Source organism: Caulobacter sp. GSs2 (assembly GCF_058680895.1).
In genome coordinates this window covers 1,108,682-1,131,313 of the sequence record NZ_CM178725.1, presented here as the reverse complement: position 1 = coordinate 1,131,313, position 22,632 = coordinate 1,108,682, and the positions used below count along the sequence as shown (strand labels likewise).

The following is a 22,632-nucleotide window of genomic DNA, read 5'->3' as shown; positions in this document are numbered from 1 at the left end:
GGCTTATGTTTTTGTACGGCGGCGAGACCAACGATTCCCTGGCGGGCGGCGACGGCGCCGACAGCATTTTTGGCTATGGCGGCCGTGACACCCTGTTTGGCGGACAGGGAGATGACACCCTGATCGGCGGCGAGGGCGACGACTATCTTCACGGGAACCAGGGTCTCGATTCGCTGGACGGCGGAGCCGGCGCGGACACCCTTCTTGGCGGTCAGAGCGATGACACCATCATCGCCGGCGAGGGCAACGACTACCTGCACGGGAACCTCGGCGTCGATAGCCTTCTGGGCGGCGGCGGCAGGGACACGATCCTGGGCGGCCAGGGCGACGACACCATTGCCGCCGGCGATGACGCCGACCTCGTCTATGGAGATCTGGGGGCCGACCAGGTTTCGGGCGGGGATGGTAATGACACCCTGTTCGGAGGCGCCGGCTTTGACCAAATCCAAGGTGGGGTGGGTGACGATAGCCTGAGCGGCGGGGCTGATGCCGACATGATGTGGGGTGGCAATGGCGCCGACACACTGATCGGTGGCGAGGGCGGGGACACGCTGTCCGGAGAGCTCGGCGACGACGTCCTGATCGGCGACGACGGCGTTGACCTGCTGCTTGGTCGGGAAGGCAATGACTTCAGTTCCGGCGGAGCCGGCAAGGATCTCATTCAGAGCGCCGCCGGCAATGACACCCTGATCGGGGGCGCCGATGACGATTCACTCTATGGCGAAGCCGGCGATGACTACCTGACCGGTGGTGCTGGAGACGACATCATCAGTGGCGGCGAAGGATTCGACTTCATCAGCTTCCTGAACGATGGCGTGGAGAGCGGCGCCGGCGTGGCCCTGTCGGTGCAGTGGCAGAACACGATCAATCCTCGCGGCCTCGACAACCTGTACTCGATCGAGGGGGTCGAGGGTTCGAACTACAACGACTCCTTCGAGGGAAGCAGCGGCGCCAACATCATCAGGGGCCTTGCCGGCGACGACCAGATCTGGGGCTTTGGCGGCGCCGACACGCTGGAGGGCGGCGACGGCAACGACTATCTCAGCACCTACAAGGTTGTAGGCGTGCTGACCGCGCCGTCGGAGGCCATTCTGCTGGGCGGCGCCGGCAATGACCGTCACGAAATGGGTAGTGGGTACAACCGCGCCGATGGCGGCGCCGGCAATGACAGCTTCTTGATTGGAAATCTCGCCGGAAGCAATTCCGTCAATGGCGGGGAGGGCTCGGACGGGCTCGTGTTCTATTACCGCGGCGGCGTAGGGCTGGAGTTTGACCAAGGCGTCACGGTCGATCTCTCGAACAGCGCAACCCAGTCGATCGCGGCGGGCGTCTGGTTGACGATCTCCTCGGTGGAGAACGTGGGGGGCTCGGCGGCGGCGGACCGCCTGACGGGCAATGCGGGCGACAACAATCTCGACGGCGGGGATGGCGATGACGTTATCAGCGGCGGCGCGGGCGACGATATGTTGTCGGGTCGAGGCGGCGCCGACACGCTTACGGGTGGGACGGGCAAGGACTCCTTCTACGGCGGCGCGGGTTCCGACACGTTCATGTTCCAGGCGGGGGACAGCGGGACGACCGCCGGCGCCGTCGACGTGATCTCGGACTTTTCCTTCGACGATCGGATCAAGTTCGCCGACAGCCCATCGGCCACGTGGAGCAACCTGGCCTCCCTGGGGCACACCGGCTGGGACGCCGTCGCCGAAGCGGCGCTCGGCCGGCTCTTCGGCGGAGATGGGGTGCGCTATGTCTTCGCCAGGCTGGGAAGTGAGTCCTACCTCTTCGCGGATATCGGGGCCGAGGGCACGGGGTATGACATCGTCATCCAGCTCGACGGCTTCAACCAGGTCGCCCCGAGCCTGATCATCGGATTTTGATCGCCATCAATCAGTCGCAGTCAATGTTCGTATCCAGAATGTATCATTATCGATCAATTCTGAGGATACTCTCAAAATTAAAGTAAATCCGGCCGATATTTACCCTTAATATTCCCCTACTAAGTGAAACCGATTCTGATGGCGCTTGCCTCTGACTAAACCTTGCCGCGTGCCCGTTTGGGGCGAGTGGGGATGGGCAGATGTTGTTGAACGGTAGTGAAAAGGCCGACACCCTGACGGGCGGCGCCGATGCGGATACGCTTTACGGCTTTGGCGGCAACGACAAGCTGACCGGCGGCGCGGGCGACGACGTCCTGGCCGGCATGGCGGGCAATGACACGCTGCTGGGCGGCGACGGTGAAGACTACATCCTCGGCGGCGCGGGTTCCGACACCCTCGACGGCGGCGCGGGCGCCGACTGGGCCGCCTACGAAGACGCGGCCTCGGGCGTCAAGGTCGACCTGAACCTGACCACCTCGCAGAACACCCTGGGCGGTGGCAGCGACAAGCTGGTCTCGATCGAGAACCTTTATGGCTCGGCCTTCAACGACACCCTGATCGGCGACGCCGGGGTCAACTATCTGGCCGGCGGCGACGGCAATGACAGCCTGTCGGGCGGCAAGGGCGAGGACAATCTGTTCGGCGGCGCGGGGGCCGACACGCTGCTGGGCGGCCAGAACGACGACTACATGCAGGGCGGGGCGGGCAACGACACCCTCGACGGCGGCGAAGGCTCGGACTGGTCGGCCTATGACGACGCGACGGCTGGCGTGACGGTGAACCTGACCCTGACGGCGGCCCAGAACACGGGCGGCGGCGGCGTCGACAAGCTGGTCGGCGTCGAGAACGTCTATGGCTCGGCGTTCAACGATGTGCTGACGGGCGATGCGGGCGTCAACGTCCTGGCCGGCGGCGCGGGTGATGACAGCCTGGTCGGCGGGGCGGGTGATGATCACCTGCATGGCGGCTGGGGCGCGGACACCATCGACGGCGGCGAAGGCTTCGACGTCATCACCCTGGATGGCGGCGAGGGGGTCTTCATCGACCTGTCGATCACCCAGCAGAGCGGTGGCAACAATGGACGCGACACGCTCATTTCCATCGAGGGCGTCATCGGTAGCGCCGACAAGGATTACATCGGCGGCAACACGGCCGAGAACTACATCGCGGGCGGCGCGGGCAACGATTATCTGGTCGCGGTCGGTGGCGGTGACGTGCTGGACGGCGGCGATGGCGACGATCTGCTGAAGGCCAGCACCCAGGGGGCTGGCGACCATCTTTCCGGCGGCGCCGGCGCCGACACCTTCTTCACCATGTGGGGCGCTGTGACGCTGGATGGCGGCGACGGCGCCGATCTGTTCCATGTTCTGCGCGCGCCCGGCATGGTCGGGACGACGGTCGTCAATGGCGGCGCCGGAACCGACACGTTGAACCTGGCCAGCGGCTACACGCCGATCGGCGGGGCCGTGGTCGATCTCTCGATCATCGGTCCTCAGGATATCGGCGCCGGACAGGTTCTGGATATCAGCGGTGTCGAGAACCTGGTCGGCGGCCCCGGCAATGACCTTCTAAAAGGTGACGCCGGCGCCAACCTACTCGAGGGCCGTGAGGGGGCTGACACCCTGATAGGCGGCCAAGGCCGCGACCAACTGTTCGGCGACACGGGAATGGACACCTTCGTGTTCGCCAACGGCGACTCCAGGGCCATCGACACGACCGGCGCTGGCGTCGACGTCATCACTGACTTCTCGGTCTATGATGAGCTGAGATTCTCCGACGCCCCGGCGGGCTTCAGCTATGTCGAGAGCAGCGCGGGCAGCTTCGCCTCCGCCCTGGCGACGGTGAATTCCATGCTGACGGGGCCCAGCACCTTCCACGAATACATCGCCTTCCAGGTGGGCGCGGACGTCTATGTCTTCAGCGGCCACGCTGATCCGGGCGGGGCGGGGCTCGAAAACGTCATCCTGCTGGCGGGCGTCAATCTCGACGCCGTCAGCTACGACAGCTTCCTGTAGTGAGGTCTTGCGCCGGATCGTCCCTGACGGTCCGGCGCCACTTATTTGCGGATCGGAGTCTGCCGGCGGCTTTTTCGAACGTTCTTGGCTTATCGACCGACAAAAAAAGCGCGATCTTCGTCTCGCGCCGCCAAGGGAAACGCCATGAAGAAGATCCTCCTCGCCACGGTTTTTCTGAGCCTCGCCGCCTGCTCGCCCAAGCCTGCCGCCGAGAAGGCGCCGCCGCCGCCTGCCGCCGCCAAGCCCGCGCCGGTGAATGTGCCGGCCGGGGCCTACACGCTCGACAAGAGCCACTCGACGGTGGTGTTCAAGGTCAGCCATCTGGGCTTTTCCAACTACACCGCCAGCTTTGCCGCGTTTGACGCGAGGCTGAACTTCGATCCGGCCAAGCCGGAGCTGACCACGCTGGAGGCGACGATCGATCCGCGCTCGCTGACGCTGCCGGCCCCGCCGGCCGGGTTCAAGGATGAGCTGGTCGGGCCGCAGTGGCTGAACGCGGCGCAGTATCCGGCCATCACCTTCAAGTCGACTAAGGTCGAGGTCACCGGCGCCAATACCGCCAAGGTCACCGGCGACTTCACCCTGCATGGCGTCACCAAGCCGGTGGTGCTGGATGTGATCTTCAACGGCGGCTATGCGGGCCACCCGATGGATCCGAACGCCCGGATCGGCTTTTCGGCCACTGGGACCTTCAAGCGTTCGGACTTTGGGATCGCCTATGGCGTGCCCGCGCCCGGCACCACCATGGGCGTCAGCGACGCGGTGGCGGTGGAGATCGAAACCGAATTCAGCGGTCCGCCGCTGGTCCAGAAGCCGGCCTAGACCCCGCCGTCAGATAGCCTTCGAGCAGGGCCAGAGCGTGGGTCAGCCGCGCCTTACGCCACTCGGCGGTGGTCATGTCGGTGTCCAGCGTGGCTGACAGCGAATAGCCGTTGGCCAAGTGGAAGCGGCTCATCGCCGCGATGGTCACATAGATCTGCACCGGATCCAGATCCGGGCCGAACAGGCCCTGTTGCTGGCCGCTGTCGATCAGGCGCTCGATGGTCCGCCGCAGCGGAAAGGCGGTCTCGGTGACGACCCGCGACTGGGCCGCGAACTTGCCGTGCATCAGGTTTTCGTTGCGCAGCAGGCCCTCGAACTTCGGGTGCTTTTCGAAGTAGTCGAAGGTGAAGCGCTGCAGCTCCAGAAAGCCGTCCAGCGGCTTGTCGAAGTCGATCTTCAGCTCGGCCTCGCGGGCCCGCAGGTCCACATAGGCGGCCTCCAGAACGGCCAGGTACAGGCCCTTCTTGTCGCCGAAATAGTGGTAGAGCATGCGGATATTGCACTTGGCCGCCTTGACGATCCGCTCGATGCGGGCCCCGGCGAACCCGGCCTGAGAGAACTCCTTCAGGGCTGCGGCCATGATCGCCTTGCGGGTGCGCTCGGCGTCGCGCTTGCGCGGCGGCGGGCCGTCGTCCGCTGCGGGGACCGGGGCGTCCAGAACGGTGGCGTCGGTCACGGGATCTTGGCCCCCTGCTGGATCCAGGCGCCCAGCTGGGCGCGGTCGTCGTCGGTCATGCCGGTCTCGTTGCCCAGCGGCATGCTGCTGGTGGCTACCGCACGTTCGTGAATTTTCGACGCATATTTCTGGATGTGCTCGGGCGTGTCGAAGGTCGCGCCCAGAGGCGGGGCGGGGAAGCCCTTGTGGGTGGGCGCGGCGGCGTGACAGGTCGTGCAGTGCTTCTGGACAATGGCCTGGGCGGTCGCGAACGGCACGGGCGACATCGCGGTGGCGTCGGCCCTGGGCTTGCCGCTGGCGATCACGCTGACGGCGAAGATCAGCATGGCGCCGTAGAACAGGAACTCGTGCCGGATCTGGCCCGAGTGCTTGAGGATGAAGAAATAGCGGATCGACACCCCGCCGGCGCTGATCAGGGCCAGCAGCAGCCAGGCCAGCGGATGGCCCGTCACCACCGGATAGTGGTTGCTGATCATGATGAAGATGACCGGCAGGGTCATGTGGGTGTTGTGCACCGAGCGCTGCTTGCCCATCGCCCCCAGGCGCGGATCGACCGGGCGGCCGGCCAGCATGTCGGCGACGATCCTGCGCTGGTTGGGGATGATGATCAGGAACACATTGCCGACCATGCAGGTGCCGATGATCGCGCCCACGTGGATGAAGGCGCCCCGGTCGGTGAAGATCTGGGTCAGGGCCCAGGTGGCGGCCGTCAGGCTCAGGAACCACACGATCCCGAACAGGCGCGGGCGGCCGCCCAGCGGCGAGCGGCACAGGGCCTCATAGACCAGCAGACCGCCGAAGATGAAGGCCAGGCCGACGCCGATCGCCTGGGGCTGGGTGAAGGCCTGCTTGGCGGTGTCGATCAGATAGACGGGCGCGCCCACGTAATAGAGCACGATCAGCAAAGCAAAGCCCGACAGCCAGGTGGTGTAGGCCTCCCATTTGAACCAGTGCAGGTGCTCGGGCATGTGCGGCGGGGCCGTCATGTACTTTTGCGAGTGATAGAACCCGCCGCCGTGCACGGCCCACAGCTCGCCCTTCACGCCCTCTTTCTCGGGGACGGGCGGGCGCAGATTGTTGTCCAGCCAGACGAAATAGAACGACGCGCCGATCCAGGCGATGCCGGTGATCACATGCAGCCAGCGCAGGACCAGGCTGCCCCAGGTGGCGAAATCATAGTCCATCAGGCGCTCACCGCGTCGGTCAGGCGGAGCCGGGAGATGTGGCCGATCTGGCTGATCGCCTCGGCGATCTCGGCGGCCTCATCGTTGGAAAGCCGGGCCTGCATCGCCGCCAGGATCGAGCTCTTGTCGTTCAGGCGAACGGCGATGATGAACGGGAAGCCGAAGCGGGCGGCATAGGCGGCGTTGAGCTGGTGGAAGCGCTCGAACTCTTCCGCCGTCAGCCTGTCGAGGCCGGCGCTGGCCTGTTCGGCGTTGCTTTCGGCGGTCAGGGCCTTGGCGATGGCGGCCTTGCCGGCCAGTTCCGGGTGAGCGCGGATCAGGGCCAGCTTGTCGGCGGTGGTCGAGGCGTCCAGCACCCGCATCATCGCGGCGTGCAGGCCCTCGACGGTGTCGAACGGCCGCTCGTCCCAGGCGCGCTGCACCACCCAGGGCGACAGCTCGAACGCGAAGCCCAGGGCGGTGGTGAAGCCGGTCTGGTTCATGCTGTTGAGGATTTTTAGGGAGAGGGGCGGGGCCGAGCTCATGCATTAGCTCCCGCAGGACCGACAATAATCGCTGTCATCCCGGACAAGCCCGGCAAAGCCGGGCGCAGATCCGGGACCGCCGGAAGCGCCGAGCTCAGGCGTCGGTCCCGGATCTTCGCGCTACGCGCTCGTCCGGGATGACAACCGCTTTTGATCTTATGCGATGGCCGTGGGGATGACGGGGAAATATGGGGCGCGCTCATGTCACGCTTCCCCATACGGATGCGTCGCGAGCCAGTGCCGGGCGATGTCGATGCGCCGGGCCACCCAGACCTTGTCGTGGCTCATTACGTGCTCAAGGAAGCGCTTCAGCCCCAGGATCCGCCCAGGCTTGCCGACCACGCGGCAGTGCAGACCGATGCTCATCATCTTCGGCGCGGTCTCGCCCTCGGCGTACAGGGCGTCGAAGGCGTCGCGCAGATAGGTGAAGAAGTGCTCGCCGGTGTTGAAGCCCTGGGCCGCCGTGAAGCGCATGTCGTTGGCTTCCAGCGTGTAGGGCACGATCAGCTGCGGGCGGCCATGCTGGGCGTCGTAATAGGGCAGGTCGTCGGCATAGCTGTCGGCGTCATAGACAAAGCCGCCTTCCTGGGCGATCAGCCGCGCGGTGTTGGGGCTGGTGCGGCCCTGATACCAGCCCAGCGGCCGCTGGCCCGTCAGGCGGGTCTGGATCTCGATGGCCTTGCCGATGTGCTCCAGCTCCTGGTCGGGCGTGAAATGCTGGTAGTCGATCCAGCGATAGCCGTGGCTGGCGATCTCCCAGCCGGACTGCATCATCGCCTCGACCGCGTCGGGATGGCGCTCCATGGCCTGGGCGACGCCGAACACGGTCAGCGGCAGACCCAGCTCGTCGAACAGCCGGCGGATGCGCCAGAACCCGGCCCGCGAGCCGTATTCGTAGAGGCTCTCCATCGACATGTTGCGCATGCCCTCGATGGGCTGGGCGCCGACCATTTCCGACAGGAAGAACTCGGAGGCGGGGTCGCCATGCAGGATCGAGCGCTCGGCGCCTTCCTCGTAGTTGAGGACGAACTGCACGGCGATCCGGGCGCCGTTGGGCCAGGCGGCGTGGGGCGGGGTGGCGCCGTAGCCGATGAGGTCGCGGGGGTTGGTCATCGTGATTTCATCTGCCCCCTACGGGGGCGGACGACCGCGCAGCGGTCAGGTGGGGGCGAGTGGTCGCCACGACTGGCCCCCTCCGCGCCTGCGGCGCTCCTCCCCCGTAGGGGGAAGATGAAACTTGCCGTGTCCATCACGAAAACACCTTCGCCGCCGCATCCACGCCAGCCCCCGGCGTCGCCGAGAAACCCTCCCACCGCAGCACCGCCTCCAGCGCGGCCAGCGTGGTCAGCACCGCATGCTTGCGCGCATTGACGCCCATCGCCCCGATCCGCCAGATCTTGCCGGTGAGCGGCCCGAAGGCCGTGCCGATCTCGATCTCGAATTCGGTGCGCATCCGGGCCCGCACCCGGTCGCCGTCGACGCCGTCGGGGATCCAGATCCCGGTGACATTGGTCATCTTGTGAGCCTTGTCGCCGTAGACCTGAAGACCCATCGCCTCGACCCCGGCGACCACGGCGGCGCCGGCCGAGGCGTGGCGGGCGAAGCGGGCGTCCAGACCTTCCTCCAGCGCCACGCGGGCGCATTCGCGGGCGGCGTAGAGCATGGACGCCGCTTCGGTATGGTGGTTCAGGCGCTTGTCGGACCAGTAGTCCATGATCATCGCCAGGTCGAAATAGTTGGAGGCGATGCGGCGACCGGCGCCCGAGACCGCGCCCGCCGTGGCGATGCCGCGCTCCACATGCTTGCGGCCGGCGATGTGCTCGGCGGCGCGGTCGCTGATTGTGATCGGGGCCGAGCCGGAGGGACCGCCCAGGCACTTTTGCAGGCCGGCGGTGACGATGTCGGCCTGCCACTGGTCGACCGGGCAGGGCATGCCGGCCAGGGTGGCGGTGGCGTCGACATAGAGCAGGGCGTCGTGGCGGCGGCAGATCTCGCCGATGGCCTCGATCGGCTGGGCCATGGTGGTGGAGGTGTCGCCGTGCACGCAGGCGACCATGCGGGGCTTGACCCGAGCGACGGCGTCCTCGACCGCTTGGGGGTCTATCACCTTGCCCCACTCGCCCTCGACCAGGGTGACCTTGGCGTCGCAGCGCTCGGCGATCTCGGACAGCAGCAGGCCAAAGCGGCCGGCATTGATCACCACAACATCGTCGCCCGGCGCCAGCACCGAAACCAGCGCCGCCTCGATCCCGGCCCGCGAGGTGCCGTCGATCAGGAAGGTCCAGCGGTTCTGGGTCTGGAAGACCTGGCGGTACAGGGCCATGGTCTCGTTCATGTAGCCGGTGAATTCCGGGTCGAACTGGCCCAGCAGCTGCACCGACATGGCGCGCAGCACGCGCGGGTGCACGTTGATCGGGCCGGGGCCCATCAGCAGGCGGGGCGGGTGGTCGAGTTCGCCGAAGGTCGTGGTCATCTTGTCACTCAAGAATTGTCATCCCGGCCGAAGCGGAGCGGAGAGCCGGGACCGCCGGAAGCGCCGAGCTCAGGCGTCGGTCCCGGATCTTCGCGCTGCGCGCTCGTCCGGGATGACAGGAGAAATTGATCGGAGAGTTTGTCCACGAACCCCAGCATCGCCCGCGCCGCCAGGGCGCAATCGGCCTGCGTGACCGACTCGGCCGGGTTGTGGCTGATCCCGCCCTCGCAGCGGATGAACAGCATGGCGGTGGGGCACAGGGCGGCCATCACCATGGCGTCGTGGCCCGCGCCCGAGGGCAGCCGGCGCGGCGGCGGGCCAAGGTCGCCGACCGCCTGTTCCAGCAGGGCGGTGAGCGATGGATCGCAGGGGCTCTCGTCCAGCGCCTGCAGCAGGGTGACGGACGCCGTCAGACCCCGCCGCGCGGCGATGGCGTGGATTTCGGCGGTGACGGCCTCGACCGCCGCGTCGCGCACAGCGGAGGTCTCGGCGCGGATGTCCATGGAGAACTCGACCGCGCCGGGGATGACGTTGAAGGCGCCGGGCAGGGCGGTCATGCGGCCGACGGTGCCGACCAGATTGTCGGTTCCGGCCAGGCAGATGCGCTCCAGGGCCAGCAGGCACTCGGCGGCGGCGGGGCCGGGGTCCTTGCGCAGATGCATGGGCGTGGTGCCGGCGTGGCCGGCCATGCCGGTGATGCGCACCATCAGGCGCTTCTGGGCGGCGATGGCGGTGACGACGCCCAGGGCGAGGCCTTCGGCTTCGAGAACCGGGCCCTGTTCGATGTGGGCTTCCAGAAAGGCGATGACGTCGGACGGCTTGCGCGCCGCGTCGCTGATCCGGGCCGGATCGAGCCCGAAGGCCGCGAACGCATCGGCCAGGGTCACGCCCTCGGCGTCGGTCATGCCCAGCACGGCCGACGGATCCAGCGTCCCGGCGATGGCGCGGCTGCAGCTCATCGAGGCGGCGAAACGCGAGCCCTCCTCGTCGCCGAAGGCGATGACCTCGATGGCGAAGGGCAGGCGGCGGCCGGCGTCGCGCAAGGCCTCGACCACGTCGATGCCCAGCATGATCCCCAGTGGACCATCATAGCGCCCGCCGTTGCGAACGCTGTCGATGTGCGAGCCGATCAGCAGGGCCGGCGCGCCCGGCGTTTCGCCCTCATAGCGGCCTACGAGACTGCCGGCGGCGTCGCGACGGACGCTCATGCCGGCTGAAGTTATCCACAGGCCCAGTGTGTCGAGGGCGGCGGCGTGGGCGGGGGTCAGGAAGCGACGCGTCAGCTGGCCCTCGACCTCGCTATAGGGCGATACGCCCAGCAGGTCGCAGCGGGCCTTTGCCCTGCCGCCGATGTCGAACTTCCCCGTCACCCCGTCTCGGCTCCGATCCACAGCCAGGCTTGCCGTGGCGTCCTTGGTAGCGCAGCTTGTCTTCAGCCGCGCGGCCCAAGGCGGGCAGGGATCTCGATCACCCGCCGATGCCTCGACAGGCGCCAGACCTTTGCGGCCGGCGCCTGCGAATAAGTCATAAACTACTTACTTAGCGCGAGCTACGCCTTCACGAACTTGCCGATCGCGCGGACCGAACCGGTGGCCACGCCGGTCGGGGCGCCGCCGGGGGGCTCGTCGGTGATGGCCAGGGTGGCGGTATAGGTTCCGCCGCCGCGCAGGCCGGCCGGCAGGGCGATCTGGATCGGCGTGTTCTTCGGGATCATGCCCAGCGAGATGGCCTTCTGGCCCTCGGGGATGATCCACAGTTCGGGCTCGCGACCCTCGGGCATCTCCATCGCCACCGGCGTCAGGATCAGCTTGTCGGTCGCGTGGTCGAGGGTGGCGACCAGGGCCGGCTTGTTCGAGGCCGGGTCATTGATCAGGGCCACCTCGGCGGCGGCCGGTGTCGGCGCGATAGCGGGAACGGGCGGCGCGCGAGGCGTCATCACCAGGGCCGCGACGCTGGCGGCGGCCAGGGCGATGGCGCCCACCGACACGCCACGCCAGACGCGGGTATTGTTCCACAGCGACGGCTTGGCCGCGTCGCCGATCAGGTTGGCGATCCGCGGCCACAAGCCGGCCGACGGCTCGACGCCCTTGATGTCGGTGGCCAGAGGGGTGAGGTGGTTCTCCCACCACTGCACGGCGCGGGCGAAACCGGGTTCGGCGGCGATACGGGCCTGGGCCTGGGCGCGTTCGGTCGCATCGAGGACGCCGAGCACATATTCGCCGGCCAGGGGACGTTCGTCTTCGGGCGTGCTGAGGTCGGTCATGCTTCGAGACACGCGCGGAGGCTGATCAGGCTGCGCCGGATCCAGCTTTTCATGGTGCCCAGCGGCACGTTCAGCATCTGGGCCAGGGCGTCATAGGTCACGCCTTCGAAGAAGGCGGTGCGCACGGCGCCGGCGTGTTTCGGGTCCAGCTGGTCCAGGCAGCCGTTGAGGCGCAGTCGGTCCTCGTCAGTCTCGACCACGGTCGAGGCCAGGGGCGCCGCGTCGGGAATGGCTTCGGCTTCTTCGACGCCCGCCATCACGCGGCCACCGCGCGCGCGCAGCTTGTCGATCGAGCGGTTGCGGGCCATCGACACCAGCCAGGTGATCGGGCTGGCCTTTTCCGGATCAAAGCGATCAGCCTTGTTCCAGACCGAGAGATACACATCCTGAAGCACGTCTTCCGCCTCCTCGCGGTCGTTCAAGATACGGAGGCAGACGCCAAACAGTTTCGCTGACGTGTGGCGATACACGTATTTCAGCGCGTCGGAGTCGCGGTTGGCTACTCGGGCGATCGCGCGCGAAAGCAGGGCGCGACTGGAATCGGCATCCATTAGGTGAGGCAGCTCCGGGACATTCTTACCCATAACGGTGACATGCTCGCCGACGCGAGGCAATGGTTTGCGTCGCGCCGCAAATCCGCTTCCGGCGGTCGCCGGGAAGCGGATTTGAAGTCCCTATTTCATCGCTCGCATGGCCGCGAAACCCGCGCTGGCCGCGACCGTGGTCAGGAACGTGCCCCAGGCCATGTCGATCACGGTGATCGTGGTCGACCAGACCTTCAGCGTCGCCTGATTGGTCAGGTCGTAGGTGGCGTAGGCGCAGAAGCCGAACACGGCGGCGTTGAACAGCAGGCGCTTCCAGCTGTCCTCGCGGATAGCCGGAAGGACGGCCAGCAGCATGATCGCGGTCAGATAGATCAGGTAGAAGGCCGCAGCCGGGACCATGGCCGGCTGGTCGGCCATCAGCTCGCCGATGCGCGGCCGATAGAGGCGCGGGGCCATCAGGGTCAGCCAGATGATGTCCAGCACCAGCATGGCGCCGCCGGTGGCCAGGTAACCGAAGACATAGCGGATCATGCGGGGCTCGTGGTCTGGAGGACAGGGCGAAGGCGATAGTGGCTGACGCCCCATTCCTCGCCGCCGCGATGGCCAAACAGGCCGGCGGTGGCCAGGAAGAACAGACGCCAGCGACGCCGCCACACGGCGGCGTCGGATCCATAAACGCTTTCCAGCACAGGATCGATCCTGGCGCGGTTGGCGTCGAAATTCTGCAGCCACTGCCTGGCGGTGCGGGCGTAGTGGGCGCCGCTCCAGCGCCAGTCCTGCTCGACGGCGAACAGGTCGGGGAACTGGGCCAGCAGGTCGTAGCTGGGCATGACGCCGCCGGTGAAGAAATACTGGGCGATCCAGTCGGCCGGGTCGTTGACGTCAAAGCGGTAGGGCGTGTTGCGGTGCGTGAACACGTGGATAAACAGCAGGCCGTCGGGCTTGAGCCAGCCGTGCACCCGGCCCAGCAGGGCCTGCCAGTTGGACATGTGCTCGAACATCTCCACCGAGACCACGCGGTCGAAGCGCTGGTCGGTTGAAAAGTCATTCATGTCGGCGGTGATGACGGTCAGGTTGCTCAGGCCGCGTGCGGCGGCGCGGGCCAGGATGAAGGCGCGCTGCGAGGCCGAGTTGGAGACCGAGGTAATCTTTGAGCCAGGGAAGCGCTCGGCCATCCACAGCGACAGCGAACCCCAGCCGCAGCCCAGTTCCAGCACGGCCTGACCGTCCTGCAGATCAGCGTGCAGTTCGGTCTCGCGCAGGGCGGCGGCCTCGCCCTCGGCCAGGGTGGACGCCCCGGCCGGATAGAGGCCGCTGGAATATTTCAGGTTGGGACCCAGCACGACCTCGAAAAAGGCGGCGGGCAGTTCGTAGTGCTGGGCGTTGGCGGCGTCGGTATGAGCGGCGATCGGGTGCTCGCCCATGGTCCGTGCGAAGCGGGCGCTGGCGTCGGCGGGGGCGCCGGCCAGGCGCCGGCGGGCGTCTCCAACCAGGAACTGGATCGCGGCGCGCGAGACCACGTCCGGCATCGGCGTGTCTTCAAAGGCGTGGATGGCGGCCTTGACCAAGCTCATGCGGGGACCCTGCGCTTTGGACCCTCTGCGGGTCATCCGCGCAAAGCTACGCGCGGGCCCGCAAATGGATGCGCCGCGCGTCCAAAACTGTTCCGGCGCCGTAGCTGGAACTCGAGCGTTATCAAGACCCCTGCAGGAAACGATCATTTGCCCGCGCCGCAGCCGACCCAACGTCTAAACATCGCCGTCATCGGGTCCGGCATCGCCGGCCTGTCGGCCGCCTGGCTGCTGTCCAAGCAACACGACGTCACCCTGTACGAAGCCGACGGCCGGCTGGGCGGCCACGCCAATACGGTGGCGGTCGAGGGCGTGCCGGTCGACACCGGCTTCATCGTCTATAACGAGCCCAACTATCCCAATCTGGTCGCGCTGTTTAAGCATCTCGGCGTCGAGACCGTGGACAGCGACATGTCGTTCGGTGTCTCGCTGGACAATGGCGCGCTGGAATACAGCAGCAACAACCTGCTGGCCCAGAAGCGCAACGTGCTGAACTTCCGCTTCCTGAAGATGCTGCTGGACGTCACCCGCTTCTACAAGACCGGAACGCGCGACATGCTGGAGCTGGAGAAGGGCGGGCTGTGCCGGCTGGACGACTATCTGCGCCAGCAGGGTTTCGGCAAGGCCTTCGCCGAGGATCACCTGCTGCCCCAGGCCGCGGCCATCTGGTCGGCCTCGATGAAGGACATCCGCGAGTTTCCCGCCGCCGCCCTGCTGCGGTTCTTCGACAATCACGGCCTGATGCTGCCCATCGACAAGCGCCCGATCTGGCGCACCGTGGTCGGCGGCAGCCAGGCCTATGTCTCGCGCCTGGCCGCAGATTTCGAGGGCAAGGTGCTGCTGGGCCGGCCGGTGCGGCATATCCAGCGCGGGCCGGACGGCGTGACCCTCGAGGACATCACCGGCGAGGCGCTGCTCTATGATCACGTCGTGATCGGGGCCCATGCCGATCAGGCTTTGCGGATGCTGGACGCTCCGACGCCGGACGAGGTCGAGGTGCTGGGCGCCTTCCGCTACAGCCGTAACCGCACGGTGCTGCACCGCGATCCGGGCCTGATGCCGCGCCGCAAGGCCGCCTGGGCCAGCTGGAACCATGTCGGCCGCCGCGCGGGCGGCGGCGCGGGCGGCGTGACCTACTGGATGAACAAACTGCAGCCCCTGGACAGCGCCGATCCGTTCTTCCTGTCGCTCAATCCCGAGCGCACGCCCCGCGCCGAGACCGTTCTGCGCGATCAGGTCTATGAGCATCCGCTGTTCGATGGCCCGGCCATGCTGGCCCAGCGCCGCCTTTGGTCGCTGCAGGGCCGCGACCGGGTCTGGTTCTGCGGCGCCTATTTCGGCTCGGGCTTCCACGAGGATGGCCTGCAGGCGGGCCTGGCCGTGGCCGAGCAACTGGGCGGCGGACGTCGTCCATGGGTGACGCCCAATCCGTCGAGCCGGATCTTCGTCGATGACCCGGCCGCAGACGACCTGCGCGAGCTGGTGGCGTGACCCAGGCGTCGGCGCTCTATGTCGGCGAGGTCGCGCACCATAGATCGCGGCCACGGCGTCATGGACTGCGCTATCGCGTCTTCATGCTGCTGCTGGATCTCGACGAACTGGAGGCGCTGGACCGGCGGCTGAAATGGTTCTCGCTGGATCGCTTCAACCTGCTGTCCTTCCATTCCGGGGATCATGCGCAAACCCCAGGGCAGGGGGTCAAGGCGATGGTGCAGGCCAGGCTGGACGCCCACGGCATCGACCTGCCGGACGCCAGGATTTCGCTGCTGTGCATGCCGCGCGTTCTGGGCCACGGCTTCAATCCGCTCAGCGTCTATTTCTGCCGTGACGAGACGGGCGAGCTGAAGGCCATCGTCCACGCGGTGCGCAACACCTTTGGCCAGCGTCACGACTATGTGCTGCCGGTGCGGGGCGAGCGCGGCGGCTGGGTGCGGCAGGCCAGCGACAAGATCTTTCACGTCTCGCCCTTCCTGCCGATGGATCTGCGCTACGTCTTCGAAATCGCCCCGCCGGGCGAGGCCGTGCATGTGGGCATCGACGTCTTCGACGAAGAGGGGCTGAAGCTGGCGGCCAGTTTCGACGGCAGGCGCGTCGAGCTGACCGACAAGGCCCTGGGCCGGGTCCTGATGGGCCATCCGCTGCAGGTGGTCGGCGTTATGGCGGGCATACACTGGGAAGCGCTGAAGATGGTTCTCAAGGGCTTTGGCCTGTTCGGCTCGCCCTCGCCGTCGGGCCTTTCCAGCCGGCAAGAAAACGGCGGCGCGGGCTAAACCCGCGCCGCCGAAAGCTTCGATCCTCGCAGAGCACGAATGCCTAGCAGGTCATCCGGAAGCCGACGAAGACCTGGCGGCCCGCCGGGGTCATACCAAGCGCCGCTGAGCTCGACGCCTCGCGCTCTATATCCCGTCGCCCCGGGAACAAGTCCCGGGGTGACGGCGTTTTTTCGGATTTGGACCCTCTGAGGTCAGGATCAACGGCCGCCGGGGGTCAGGCCTTGAGCCACGCCTCGAGGTCGGCCAGGGCGCGCAGGCTCATCAGCCGCTTCTTGGCCCGGCCGCGCTCCTTCAGCGGGATCTTGACGCCGTCCTCGCCGGTCTTGGGCGCTTCCATCGGCGGCAGCAGGCCGTAATTGATGTTCATCGGCTGGAAGCTGGTCTTGCCGGCTTCCACGTCGGCCGCGATGTGGCCGCCGGTGACGTGATCGACCAGGGCGCCCAGGGCGGTGGTGGCGGGCGGGGCCTCCAGCGTCCGGCCCAGTCGTTCGGCGGCGGCGAAGCGGCCGGCCAGCAGGCCGGTGGCGGCGCTCTCGACATAGCCTTCGACGCCGGTCATCTGGCCGGCAAAGCGCAGGCGCGGCTCGACCTTCATCCGCAGGGACCGGTCCAGCAGGCGCGGGCTGTTGATGAAGGTGTTGCGGTGCAGCCCGCCCAGTCGGGCGAACTGGGCGTCCTTCAGGCCCGGGATCATCCGGAACACCTCGGCCTGGGCGCCGTGCTTCAGCTTGGTCTGGAAGCCGACCATGTTCCACAGGGTGCCCAGCGCATTGTCCTGGCGCAGCTGGACGATGGCGTAGGACTTGACCAGCGGATCGCGCGGATTGGTCAGGCCGACGGGCTTCATCGGGCCGTGGCGCAGGGTCTCGCGACCGCGCTCGGCCATCACCTCGATGGGCAGGCAGCCGTCGAAATAGGGGACGTGCTCCCACTCCTTGAACTCGGCCTTGGGGCCGTCGAGCAGGGCGTCGATGAAGGCCTCATATTCCTGCTTGTTCATGGGCAGGTTGATATAGGCCGCCGCGTCGCCGCCGGGGCCTTCCTTGTCGTAGCGCGACTGGCGCCAGGCGAGGTCCATATCGATCGACTCGAGGTGGATGATCGGGGCGATGGCGTCGAAGAAGCTCAGCTGGCCCTCGCCCGACAGCTCCAGGATCGCGTCGGCCAGGGCGGGCGAGGTGAGGGGGCCGGTGGCCACCACGACGCTGTCCCAGTCTGCCGGAGGCAGGCCGGCGATTTCCTCGCGCTGGATGGTCACCAGCGGATGGGCCTCCAGACGGCGGGTGACCTCGGCCGAGAAGCCGTCGCGGTCGACGGCCAGGGCGCCGCCGGCGGGCACCTGATGCTGGTCGGCGGCTGACAGGATCAGCGAGTCCATCCGGCGCATCTCGGCGTGCAGCAGGCCCACGGCATTGAACTGCCAGTCGTCGGAGCGGAACGAGTTAGAACAGACCATCTCGGCCAGGCCGTCGGTGTGGTGCGCCTCGGTGCGGATGGGGCCGGAGGGCAGGTCGCGTCGCATCTCGTGCAGCACGACGGGTACGCCGGCGCTGGCGATCTGCCAGGCGGCTTCGGAACCGGCGAGGCCGCCGCCGATGACGTGGATGGGGGCGATGGAGGAAGTCTGAGTGCTCATGCGCGCCCTCATACCCCCGGCTGTCGCCGAACGAAACCTGAGTGTAGGCTCACGGAAGTTCGGCGCGTCTGGCGCGGGCGGACGCGGGGGAAGCAGATGGCCAAGATCTCGGTAGCGGGTTCGGCGTTCGCGGGCTTTGGCGTCATCGCGCGCGATCCGGGAGCGGTCCTGACCTGGGGCGTTGTGATGCTGGTCCTGTCGCTGGCGCCGCTGCTGGCGCTGATCCCGCTGATGGGGCCGGAGATCCTCAAGACCGTGGCGGCCATGATGCCGCCCAAGGACGGGCCGATCGACCAGGAGGCCATGCGTCAGATGATGCAGCTGCAGTCGGGCCTGATGCTGCTGCAGATCGGCGGCTGGCTGTGGAGCACCTTCATCAAGGCCCTGATCTGCTCGGCGGTGTTCCGCGCCGTGCTGCAGCCTGACCAGTCGCGCGGCGCCTTCCTGCGGCTGGGCGCGCAGGAACTGTGGCTGACCCTGCTGTTCCTGGTGGTCAGTGTGCTGGCCTATATCGTCGCGGTGATTGCCGCCCTGGGCGTGATGCTGCCGGCGTTCATCGTCGGTCTGGCCAGCGGAGCACAGGGGCAGGGCGCGACGGCGGGTATTCTCACGGCGGTCGGGCTTGGCCTGGTCGCGGTTGGGGTGCTGGTGTGGCTGGGCCTGCGCCTGTCCATGGCCGCGCCCATGACCTTCGCCGACGGTCAGTTTCGGCTGTTTGAATCCTGGTCGCTGACGCGCGGTTCGGCCTGGCGACTGCTGGGCATGGCGCTTCTGAGCCTGCTGATGGTGTTCGTCCTGGAGCTGATCGTGGCCGGCGTGGTGCTGGGCGCGATGTTCGCGGCGGGCGGGCCGCCGGTCTGGCTCACTGATCCTGAAGCCGTGCAGGCGTTCCTGGCTCAGCCGCCGCTCGATCTGCTGCGCCGCGTCTGGCCGTGGCTGGCTGTGGTGGGTCTGGTCGGGACCCTGATCGGGTCCTGTCTGGTCGCCCTGTTCTGTGCGCCGTGGGCGGCCGCCTACAGGGATCTGAGCCTGCAGCGGGACGCTTAACGCGGCGCGGGCGCCACGTCCGGCGGAAATCCGTCCGAGCGTCACCGCGACGCGTCGCAACCCGGCGCGGCGCGTCGTAAACAGGCTGCTCCGCGCGACTCAGGCCGGGCAGTTTGACAGGGGCGTGCGATGATGGATCGATCGGTCGCGATCGGGGCGACCGTTCGGGCGGGGGTGGCGGGCCTGGGTCCGTCGGTTCGCGCCTGCTGGGCCGCTCTGCTGACCGCCGTCGTGATCAGTGTTCTGACCCGCGTCCTGCCGCCGTCCGTCAGCGGTCTGGCGCTGCTGGCCGAGATCATCGCCATAGCCCTGGCCCTCGGGGCGCTCTATCGCCACGCCTTTGGCAAGTCCGTCGGTCTGGCCGGTCTGCGCTGGGGCCTGGATGAGTGGCGATTGCTAGGCGTTCAGCTGCTGATCGCGGCCTTCCTTTTGGTGGTGACGGCGGTGCTGATCCTGGTGGTCGGAGCCATCGCCCTGGGCGTGGCGCGGGCCAATGCGCCGGGCTTTGACGCCACCTCGTCCCAGGCCTGGCGCGACGCCCTGGCCGGCTCGGGACCCGGAACCATCGTAGCCGGCGCCGCGCCGCTGCTGGGCCTGGCCCTGCTGCTCTGGCTGGCTGTGCGCCTGTCCCTGGCGGCGGCGGCCTCGGTGGACCAGTCGGGGGTGCGGGTGCTGAGCGCCTTTCCGCTGACGCGCGGCGTCGCCCTGCAGGTGCTGGTCGCCGGCGCTCTGCTGGCCGCCCCGGTCGCGGCCCTGCTGGCGGCGTTCAACCTGGTCGGACGCTGGGCCGGTCCAGGCTTTGACGGCGTGCTGGCGGCGCTGGGCGCGGTCTTTGGCTATGTCTATCTGGCGCCGGTCTGGACCGGCGCGCTCGTTCACGTCTATCGACGGCGCCATGCGTCGACCGTGTCGCCTTCGCGGGATGTCTAGATGACCTTGCTTTCGCCCGTCGACGCCGCCCTCGAAGGGCTCAGGATCATGCGCCGGCATCCCGTCGTGGTGCTGGCCTGGGCCGGGTTCTCGCTGGTGACGCTTCCGCTGCTGGGCCTGCTGGTCAAGATGGTGCTGGGCGAGCAGGACCGCGCCGATCTGGCGCTGCGCTCGTCGTCGGCCGACCCGCGCGAGATCCTCGACATCGTCTCTCGCCTGGGCGGGGTGATGGTGCTGCTGATCATGCTGGCCCTGGTGCTGGGCGCGATCCTGTCGGCGGCCATCATGCGCGCCGTGCTGCACCCCGAGCAGCGGCGCTGGGCCTATCTGCGGGTCGGCCGCGAGGACCTTCGACTGCTGGTCGTGTCGCTGATCCACTGGGCGGCCACCCTGATGGTGATGGTGATCCCCGGCGGCGTCGTGGCCCTGGGAACGGCGTTGCTGGGTGGCACGCCCGTCGCCGGCTGGTTCGGCTTCCTGGGCGCCCTGACCGTGATCGGCCTGTCGACCTGGGTGGCGGTGCGGCTGTCGCTGCTGGCGCCCCATGCCTTCATGGTCGGCCACATTGATCCGCGCGCCGCCTGGCTGCTGACCCACGGCCAGTTCTGGCGACTGCTGGCCATGCTGGTCATCGTCATCGTGCTGTGTGTGATCGTCTCGATCCTGGGCGCCACGGTGTCCAGCATCGTCGGCGCGGTGCTCGCCGGAGGCCTGGAAGACCCCATCGCCGGCGGCCCGGCGGCCAGCCACCCGCGCCTGATCCTGGCCCTGTTGGCCAATCTGCTGCTGGCCCCGGTGTTCCTGACCCTGCAGGCGGTGATCGTCACCTCGGCCCCGGCCGCCGCCCTGCGGCAGCTGACGGCGGGCGAGGCGTAAAGTCAGTCTAAAGTCGATTTGAAGTCCTATTTCTTGTCATCCCGGAAGCCTCGCAGAGGCTGTCCGGGACCCAGGGGGCGACGCATCGCGGTTGCCCCTGGGTCCCGGCTCTCCGCTTCGCTGCGGCCGGGATGACAAGCTTATTTTGAGCTTGAACTTGGAGTTAGGCTTAGGCCGCCGCGCTGGGCCGCGATCCCACCCGCTCGCGCCACGCGGCCAGATGCGGCGTCTCCTCCGGCGCCTCCAGGCCGATGAAGCTGGCGAAGTCGATCGTGGTCTGGGCCACGATGTCGGCGATGGAATAGGTCTCGCCGGCGATGAAGGCGCGGCCGTCGGCCAGTTCGCGATCCAGCCACTTCATGGCCCGGGCCACGGTCTCGCGGTTGGATTCGCCGAACTCGACGTTCTGGGTGAGCAGGGCGGCGGTCAGCGGATGGGCGTGGCGCCAGAACATGCCGACCGGAATCAGCAGCTGGAACTCGATCCGCCGCACCCACATATCGATCTGGGCCTGTTCCAGAGCCGTGGCGCCGAACATCGGCGGATCTGGATGCAGGGCCTCCAGATAGCGGCAGATCGCGACGCTCTCGCTGATCATCGTCCCGTCGTCCAGTTCGAGCGTCGGGACCTGACCCAGGCTGTTGCGGGCCTTGTGCTCGGGCGACTTGTGACCGCCCTGGCGCATGCCGACGCGGATCTCCGGCAGGTCGACGCCCTTTTCGGCCAGGAAGATCCGCACCCGGCGCGGATTGGGCGCGGGGTTGGCTTCGCCATAGAGCTTCATCGTCGATCCTCCCGGATTGGCGACGCTGACGGCCGCTTTCAAACAGATGTTAGAGTTGGCGAGGCAGGGCGGGCAAGCGGCATTCGCGCTCAGGTCGATTTCGGCGTCCACGCCCTGTCGAAACGCCGCAAACCTTGTTACGCGTAGCGCTTGTCTCGTTCTTTCCCCGAGGGCCGCATGTCCAAGTTCTCCGCCTCCGACGCCGCCTTCGTCGGCTTCCGGCTCGTGCGGGAGCATCCTCGGACCATTGCGCTGTGGGCGGCGCTGATGACGGTGCTGTCGTTGCTGACCAGCACCCTGACCATCAAGGTCGCCGGCCCGCAACTGAACGCCTTCATGGCGCTCAGCGCCGACAACAACGCCTCCCCCGAGGAGATGTTGGCGATCATGGGCGGCCTGGCGCCGCTGATGGGCGTATCGCTGATCTACAGCCTGGCGCTCTATTCGGTGATGCTGGCGGCGGTAAACCGCATGGTCCTGCAACCGGGCGACAGCCGCTCGGCCTATCTGCGCTTCGGCGCGGATGAGTTGCGGCAGGCCGGGGCGCTGATCCTGGTGAATCTGATCATTCTGGCGGTCTATGTCACGGCCATCCTGCTGTCGGCCATTCTGGTGGGGATCGGCGTGGCGGCGGGGGGCGGCGCGATCGCGGCGCTGACGGGCCTGATCGGCTTTGTCGGCGTGGCCTGCCTGATGATCTATTTCGCCGTGCGGCTGTCCTTCGCCTCGACCATGACCTTTGACACCGGCCGCATCGCCATCCGGGCCTCGTGGGCCATGACCAAGGGGCATGTCGGCGCGATGCTGGGGGCCTATGTGCTGGCGGTGGTGATGGCGGTCATCGTCTATCTGCTGATCATGACCATCGTGGCCGCCGTGGGCGTGATCGCCTCGGGGGGCATCGGCGGCCTTGGCGGCCTGTTCGAACCGGACATGAGCTCGCTGGAGACCTTCTTCACGCCGATCGGCCTGGCGCGGGCGGTGTTTGCGGGCGTGATCTCGGTACTGACCTCGCTGATCATCTTCTCGCCGGCCCCGGAGATCTACCGGATCCTCAAGGCGGGTGGGGCGGAGCCGGTGGCTCCGAGCACCTAACCTTTCCGCTCTCCCCGGCGAAAGCCGGGGCCCAGGTCGAA

The 22,632-nt window shown here is 67.5% G+C and carries 21 protein-coding genes and 1 pseudogene; 9 read left to right on the top strand and 13 right to left on the bottom strand.

From position 1 onward, the window contains the following. Window positions 1–5 precede the first annotated feature (5 nt). The 3 genes from ACW17Z_RS05585 to ACW17Z_RS05575 all read left to right on the top strand — a co-directional run bounded on the left by ACW17Z_RS05585 (window position 6) and on the right by ACW17Z_RS05575 (window position 4,714). Complete coding sequence (locus ACW17Z_RS05585; RefSeq protein WP_492057932.1) at window positions 6–1,877, top strand: calcium-binding protein; 1,872 nt, start codon at window positions 6–8, stop codon at window positions 1,875–1,877. 200 nt (window positions 1,878–2,077) lie between these two features. Continuing rightward, window positions 2,078–3,892 carry a calcium-binding protein gene (locus ACW17Z_RS05580; RefSeq protein ID WP_492057931.1) on the top strand — a complete coding sequence of 605 codons (1,815 nt, stop codon included), beginning with the start codon at window positions 2,078–2,080 and terminating at the stop codon, window positions 3,890–3,892. Between the two features lie 144 nt (window positions 3,893–4,036). Then, window positions 4,037–4,714: a YceI family protein gene (locus tag ACW17Z_RS05575; protein WP_492057930.1), complete on the top strand. Its 678-nt coding sequence runs from the start codon at window positions 4,037–4,039 to the stop codon at window positions 4,712–4,714. On the opposite strand, the gene ACW17Z_RS05570 is transcribed toward ACW17Z_RS05575, so the two are convergent. The 10 genes from ACW17Z_RS05570 to ACW17Z_RS05525 form a co-directional block, all read right to left on the bottom strand. Beyond that, window positions 4,680–5,390 carry a TetR/AcrR family transcriptional regulator gene (locus tag ACW17Z_RS05570; RefSeq protein WP_492057929.1) on the bottom strand — a complete coding sequence of 237 codons (711 nt, stop codon included), beginning with the start codon at window positions 5,388–5,390 and terminating at the stop codon, window positions 4,680–4,682. The genes ACW17Z_RS05575 and ACW17Z_RS05570 overlap by 35 nt on opposite strands. After that, complete coding sequence (locus tag ACW17Z_RS05565; RefSeq protein WP_492057928.1) at window positions 5,387–6,574, bottom strand: urate hydroxylase PuuD; 1,188 nt, start codon at window positions 6,572–6,574, stop codon at window positions 5,387–5,389. The genes ACW17Z_RS05570 and ACW17Z_RS05565 overlap by 4 nt, the downstream gene beginning before the upstream one ends. Next, window positions 6,574–7,098 (bottom strand): 2-oxo-4-hydroxy-4-carboxy-5-ureidoimidazoline decarboxylase, encoded by a 525-nt coding sequence (gene uraD, locus ACW17Z_RS05560; RefSeq protein ID WP_492057927.1) that lies wholly within the window; start codon window positions 7,096–7,098, stop codon window positions 6,574–6,576. Before uraD ends, ACW17Z_RS05565 begins: the two co-directional genes overlap by 1 nt. A gap of 204 nt (window positions 7,099–7,302) precedes the next feature. Further along, window positions 7,303–8,211, bottom strand: coding sequence for an allantoinase PuuE (gene puuE, locus ACW17Z_RS05555; protein ID WP_492057926.1), 909 nt, complete (start codon window positions 8,209–8,211; stop codon window positions 7,303–7,305). A 136-nt stretch (window positions 8,212–8,347) separates the two neighbouring features. Then, a complete protein-coding gene (locus ACW17Z_RS05550) occupies window positions 8,348–9,571 on the bottom strand; it encodes a pyridoxal-phosphate-dependent aminotransferase family protein (protein ID WP_492058490.1) in 1,224 nt (407 codons plus the stop codon). An 8-nt stretch (window positions 9,572–9,579) separates the two neighbouring features. Then, on the bottom strand, window positions 9,580–10,941 hold the full coding sequence (locus tag ACW17Z_RS05545) for an allantoate amidohydrolase (protein WP_492057925.1): 1,362 nt from the start codon (window positions 10,939–10,941) through the stop codon (window positions 9,580–9,582). Window positions 10,942–11,120: 179 nt separating this feature from the next. Next, window positions 11,121–11,834: an anti-sigma factor gene (locus ACW17Z_RS05540; protein WP_492057924.1), complete on the bottom strand. Its 714-nt coding sequence runs from the start codon at window positions 11,832–11,834 to the stop codon at window positions 11,121–11,123. After that, complete coding sequence (locus ACW17Z_RS05535; protein ID WP_492057923.1) at window positions 11,831–12,385, bottom strand: sigma-70 family RNA polymerase sigma factor; 555 nt, start codon at window positions 12,383–12,385, stop codon at window positions 11,831–11,833. Before ACW17Z_RS05535 ends, ACW17Z_RS05540 begins: the two co-directional genes overlap by 4 nt. 123 nt (window positions 12,386–12,508) lie before the next feature. Continuing rightward, complete coding sequence (locus tag ACW17Z_RS05530; RefSeq protein WP_419317854.1) at window positions 12,509–12,910, bottom strand: DUF2177 family protein; 402 nt, start codon at window positions 12,908–12,910, stop codon at window positions 12,509–12,511. Next, window positions 12,907–13,953 carry an SAM-dependent methyltransferase gene (locus tag ACW17Z_RS05525; protein WP_492057922.1) on the bottom strand — a complete coding sequence of 349 codons (1,047 nt, stop codon included), beginning with the start codon at window positions 13,951–13,953 and terminating at the stop codon, window positions 12,907–12,909. The genes ACW17Z_RS05530 and ACW17Z_RS05525 overlap by 4 nt, the downstream gene beginning before the upstream one ends. 147 nt (window positions 13,954–14,100) lie before the next feature. Here ACW17Z_RS05525 and ACW17Z_RS05520 point away from each other — a divergent pair, with 147 nt between their 5' ends. Continuing rightward, a complete protein-coding gene (locus ACW17Z_RS05520) occupies window positions 14,101–15,441 on the top strand; it encodes an NAD(P)/FAD-dependent oxidoreductase (protein WP_492057921.1) in 1,341 nt (446 codons plus the stop codon). After that, complete coding sequence (locus tag ACW17Z_RS05515; RefSeq protein WP_419317848.1) at window positions 15,438–16,220, top strand: DUF1365 domain-containing protein; 783 nt, start codon at window positions 15,438–15,440, stop codon at window positions 16,218–16,220. Before ACW17Z_RS05520 ends, ACW17Z_RS05515 begins: the two co-directional genes overlap by 4 nt. 217 nt (window positions 16,221–16,437) lie before the next feature. Here the strand turns inward: ACW17Z_RS05515 and trmFO are convergent, their stop codons facing one another. After that, on the bottom strand, window positions 16,438–17,859 hold the full coding sequence (gene trmFO, locus ACW17Z_RS05510; RefSeq protein WP_492057920.1) for a methylenetetrahydrofolate--tRNA-(uracil(54)-C(5))-methyltransferase (FADH(2)-oxidizing) TrmFO: 1,422 nt from the start codon (window positions 17,857–17,859) through the stop codon (window positions 16,438–16,440). 96 nt (window positions 17,860–17,955) lie between these two features. Between trmFO and ACW17Z_RS05505 the strand changes: the two genes are divergently transcribed. The 3 genes from ACW17Z_RS05505 (at window position 17,956) to ACW17Z_RS05495 (ending at window position 20,712) form a co-directional block, all read left to right on the top strand. Beyond that, the gene (locus tag ACW17Z_RS05505) at window positions 17,956–18,906 is read left to right on the top strand and encodes a hypothetical protein (protein WP_492057919.1); all 951 of its coding nucleotides are present in this window, start codon (window positions 17,956–17,958) and stop codon (window positions 18,904–18,906) included. A gap of 132 nt (window positions 18,907–19,038) precedes the next feature. Further along, entirely contained in the window at window positions 19,039–19,836 is a 798-nt protein-coding gene (locus ACW17Z_RS05500; protein ID WP_492057918.1) for a hypothetical protein, read from the top strand. Next, window positions 19,837–20,712 carry a hypothetical protein gene (locus ACW17Z_RS05495; protein ID WP_419317841.1) on the top strand — a complete coding sequence of 292 codons (876 nt, stop codon included), beginning with the start codon at window positions 19,837–19,839 and terminating at the stop codon, window positions 20,710–20,712. Between the two features lie 26 nt (window positions 20,713–20,738). On the opposite strand, the pseudogene ACW17Z_RS05490 reads toward ACW17Z_RS05495, so the two are convergent. Both ACW17Z_RS05490 and ACW17Z_RS05485 read right to left on the bottom strand, forming a co-directional pair. Next, a pseudogene (locus ACW17Z_RS05490) lies at window positions 20,739–20,852 on the bottom strand (hypothetical protein); the annotation flags it as partial. A gap of 29 nt (window positions 20,853–20,881) precedes the next feature. Continuing rightward, window positions 20,882–21,496, bottom strand: coding sequence for a glutathione S-transferase family protein (locus ACW17Z_RS05485; RefSeq protein ID WP_492057917.1), 615 nt, complete (start codon window positions 21,494–21,496; stop codon window positions 20,882–20,884). A gap of 177 nt (window positions 21,497–21,673) precedes the next feature. On the opposite strand from ACW17Z_RS05485, the gene ACW17Z_RS05480 reads away from it, so the two are divergent. Continuing rightward, on the top strand, window positions 21,674–22,591 hold the full coding sequence (locus tag ACW17Z_RS05480) for a hypothetical protein (protein ID WP_492057916.1): 918 nt from the start codon (window positions 21,674–21,676) through the stop codon (window positions 22,589–22,591). Window positions 22,592–22,632 lie beyond the last annotated feature (41 nt).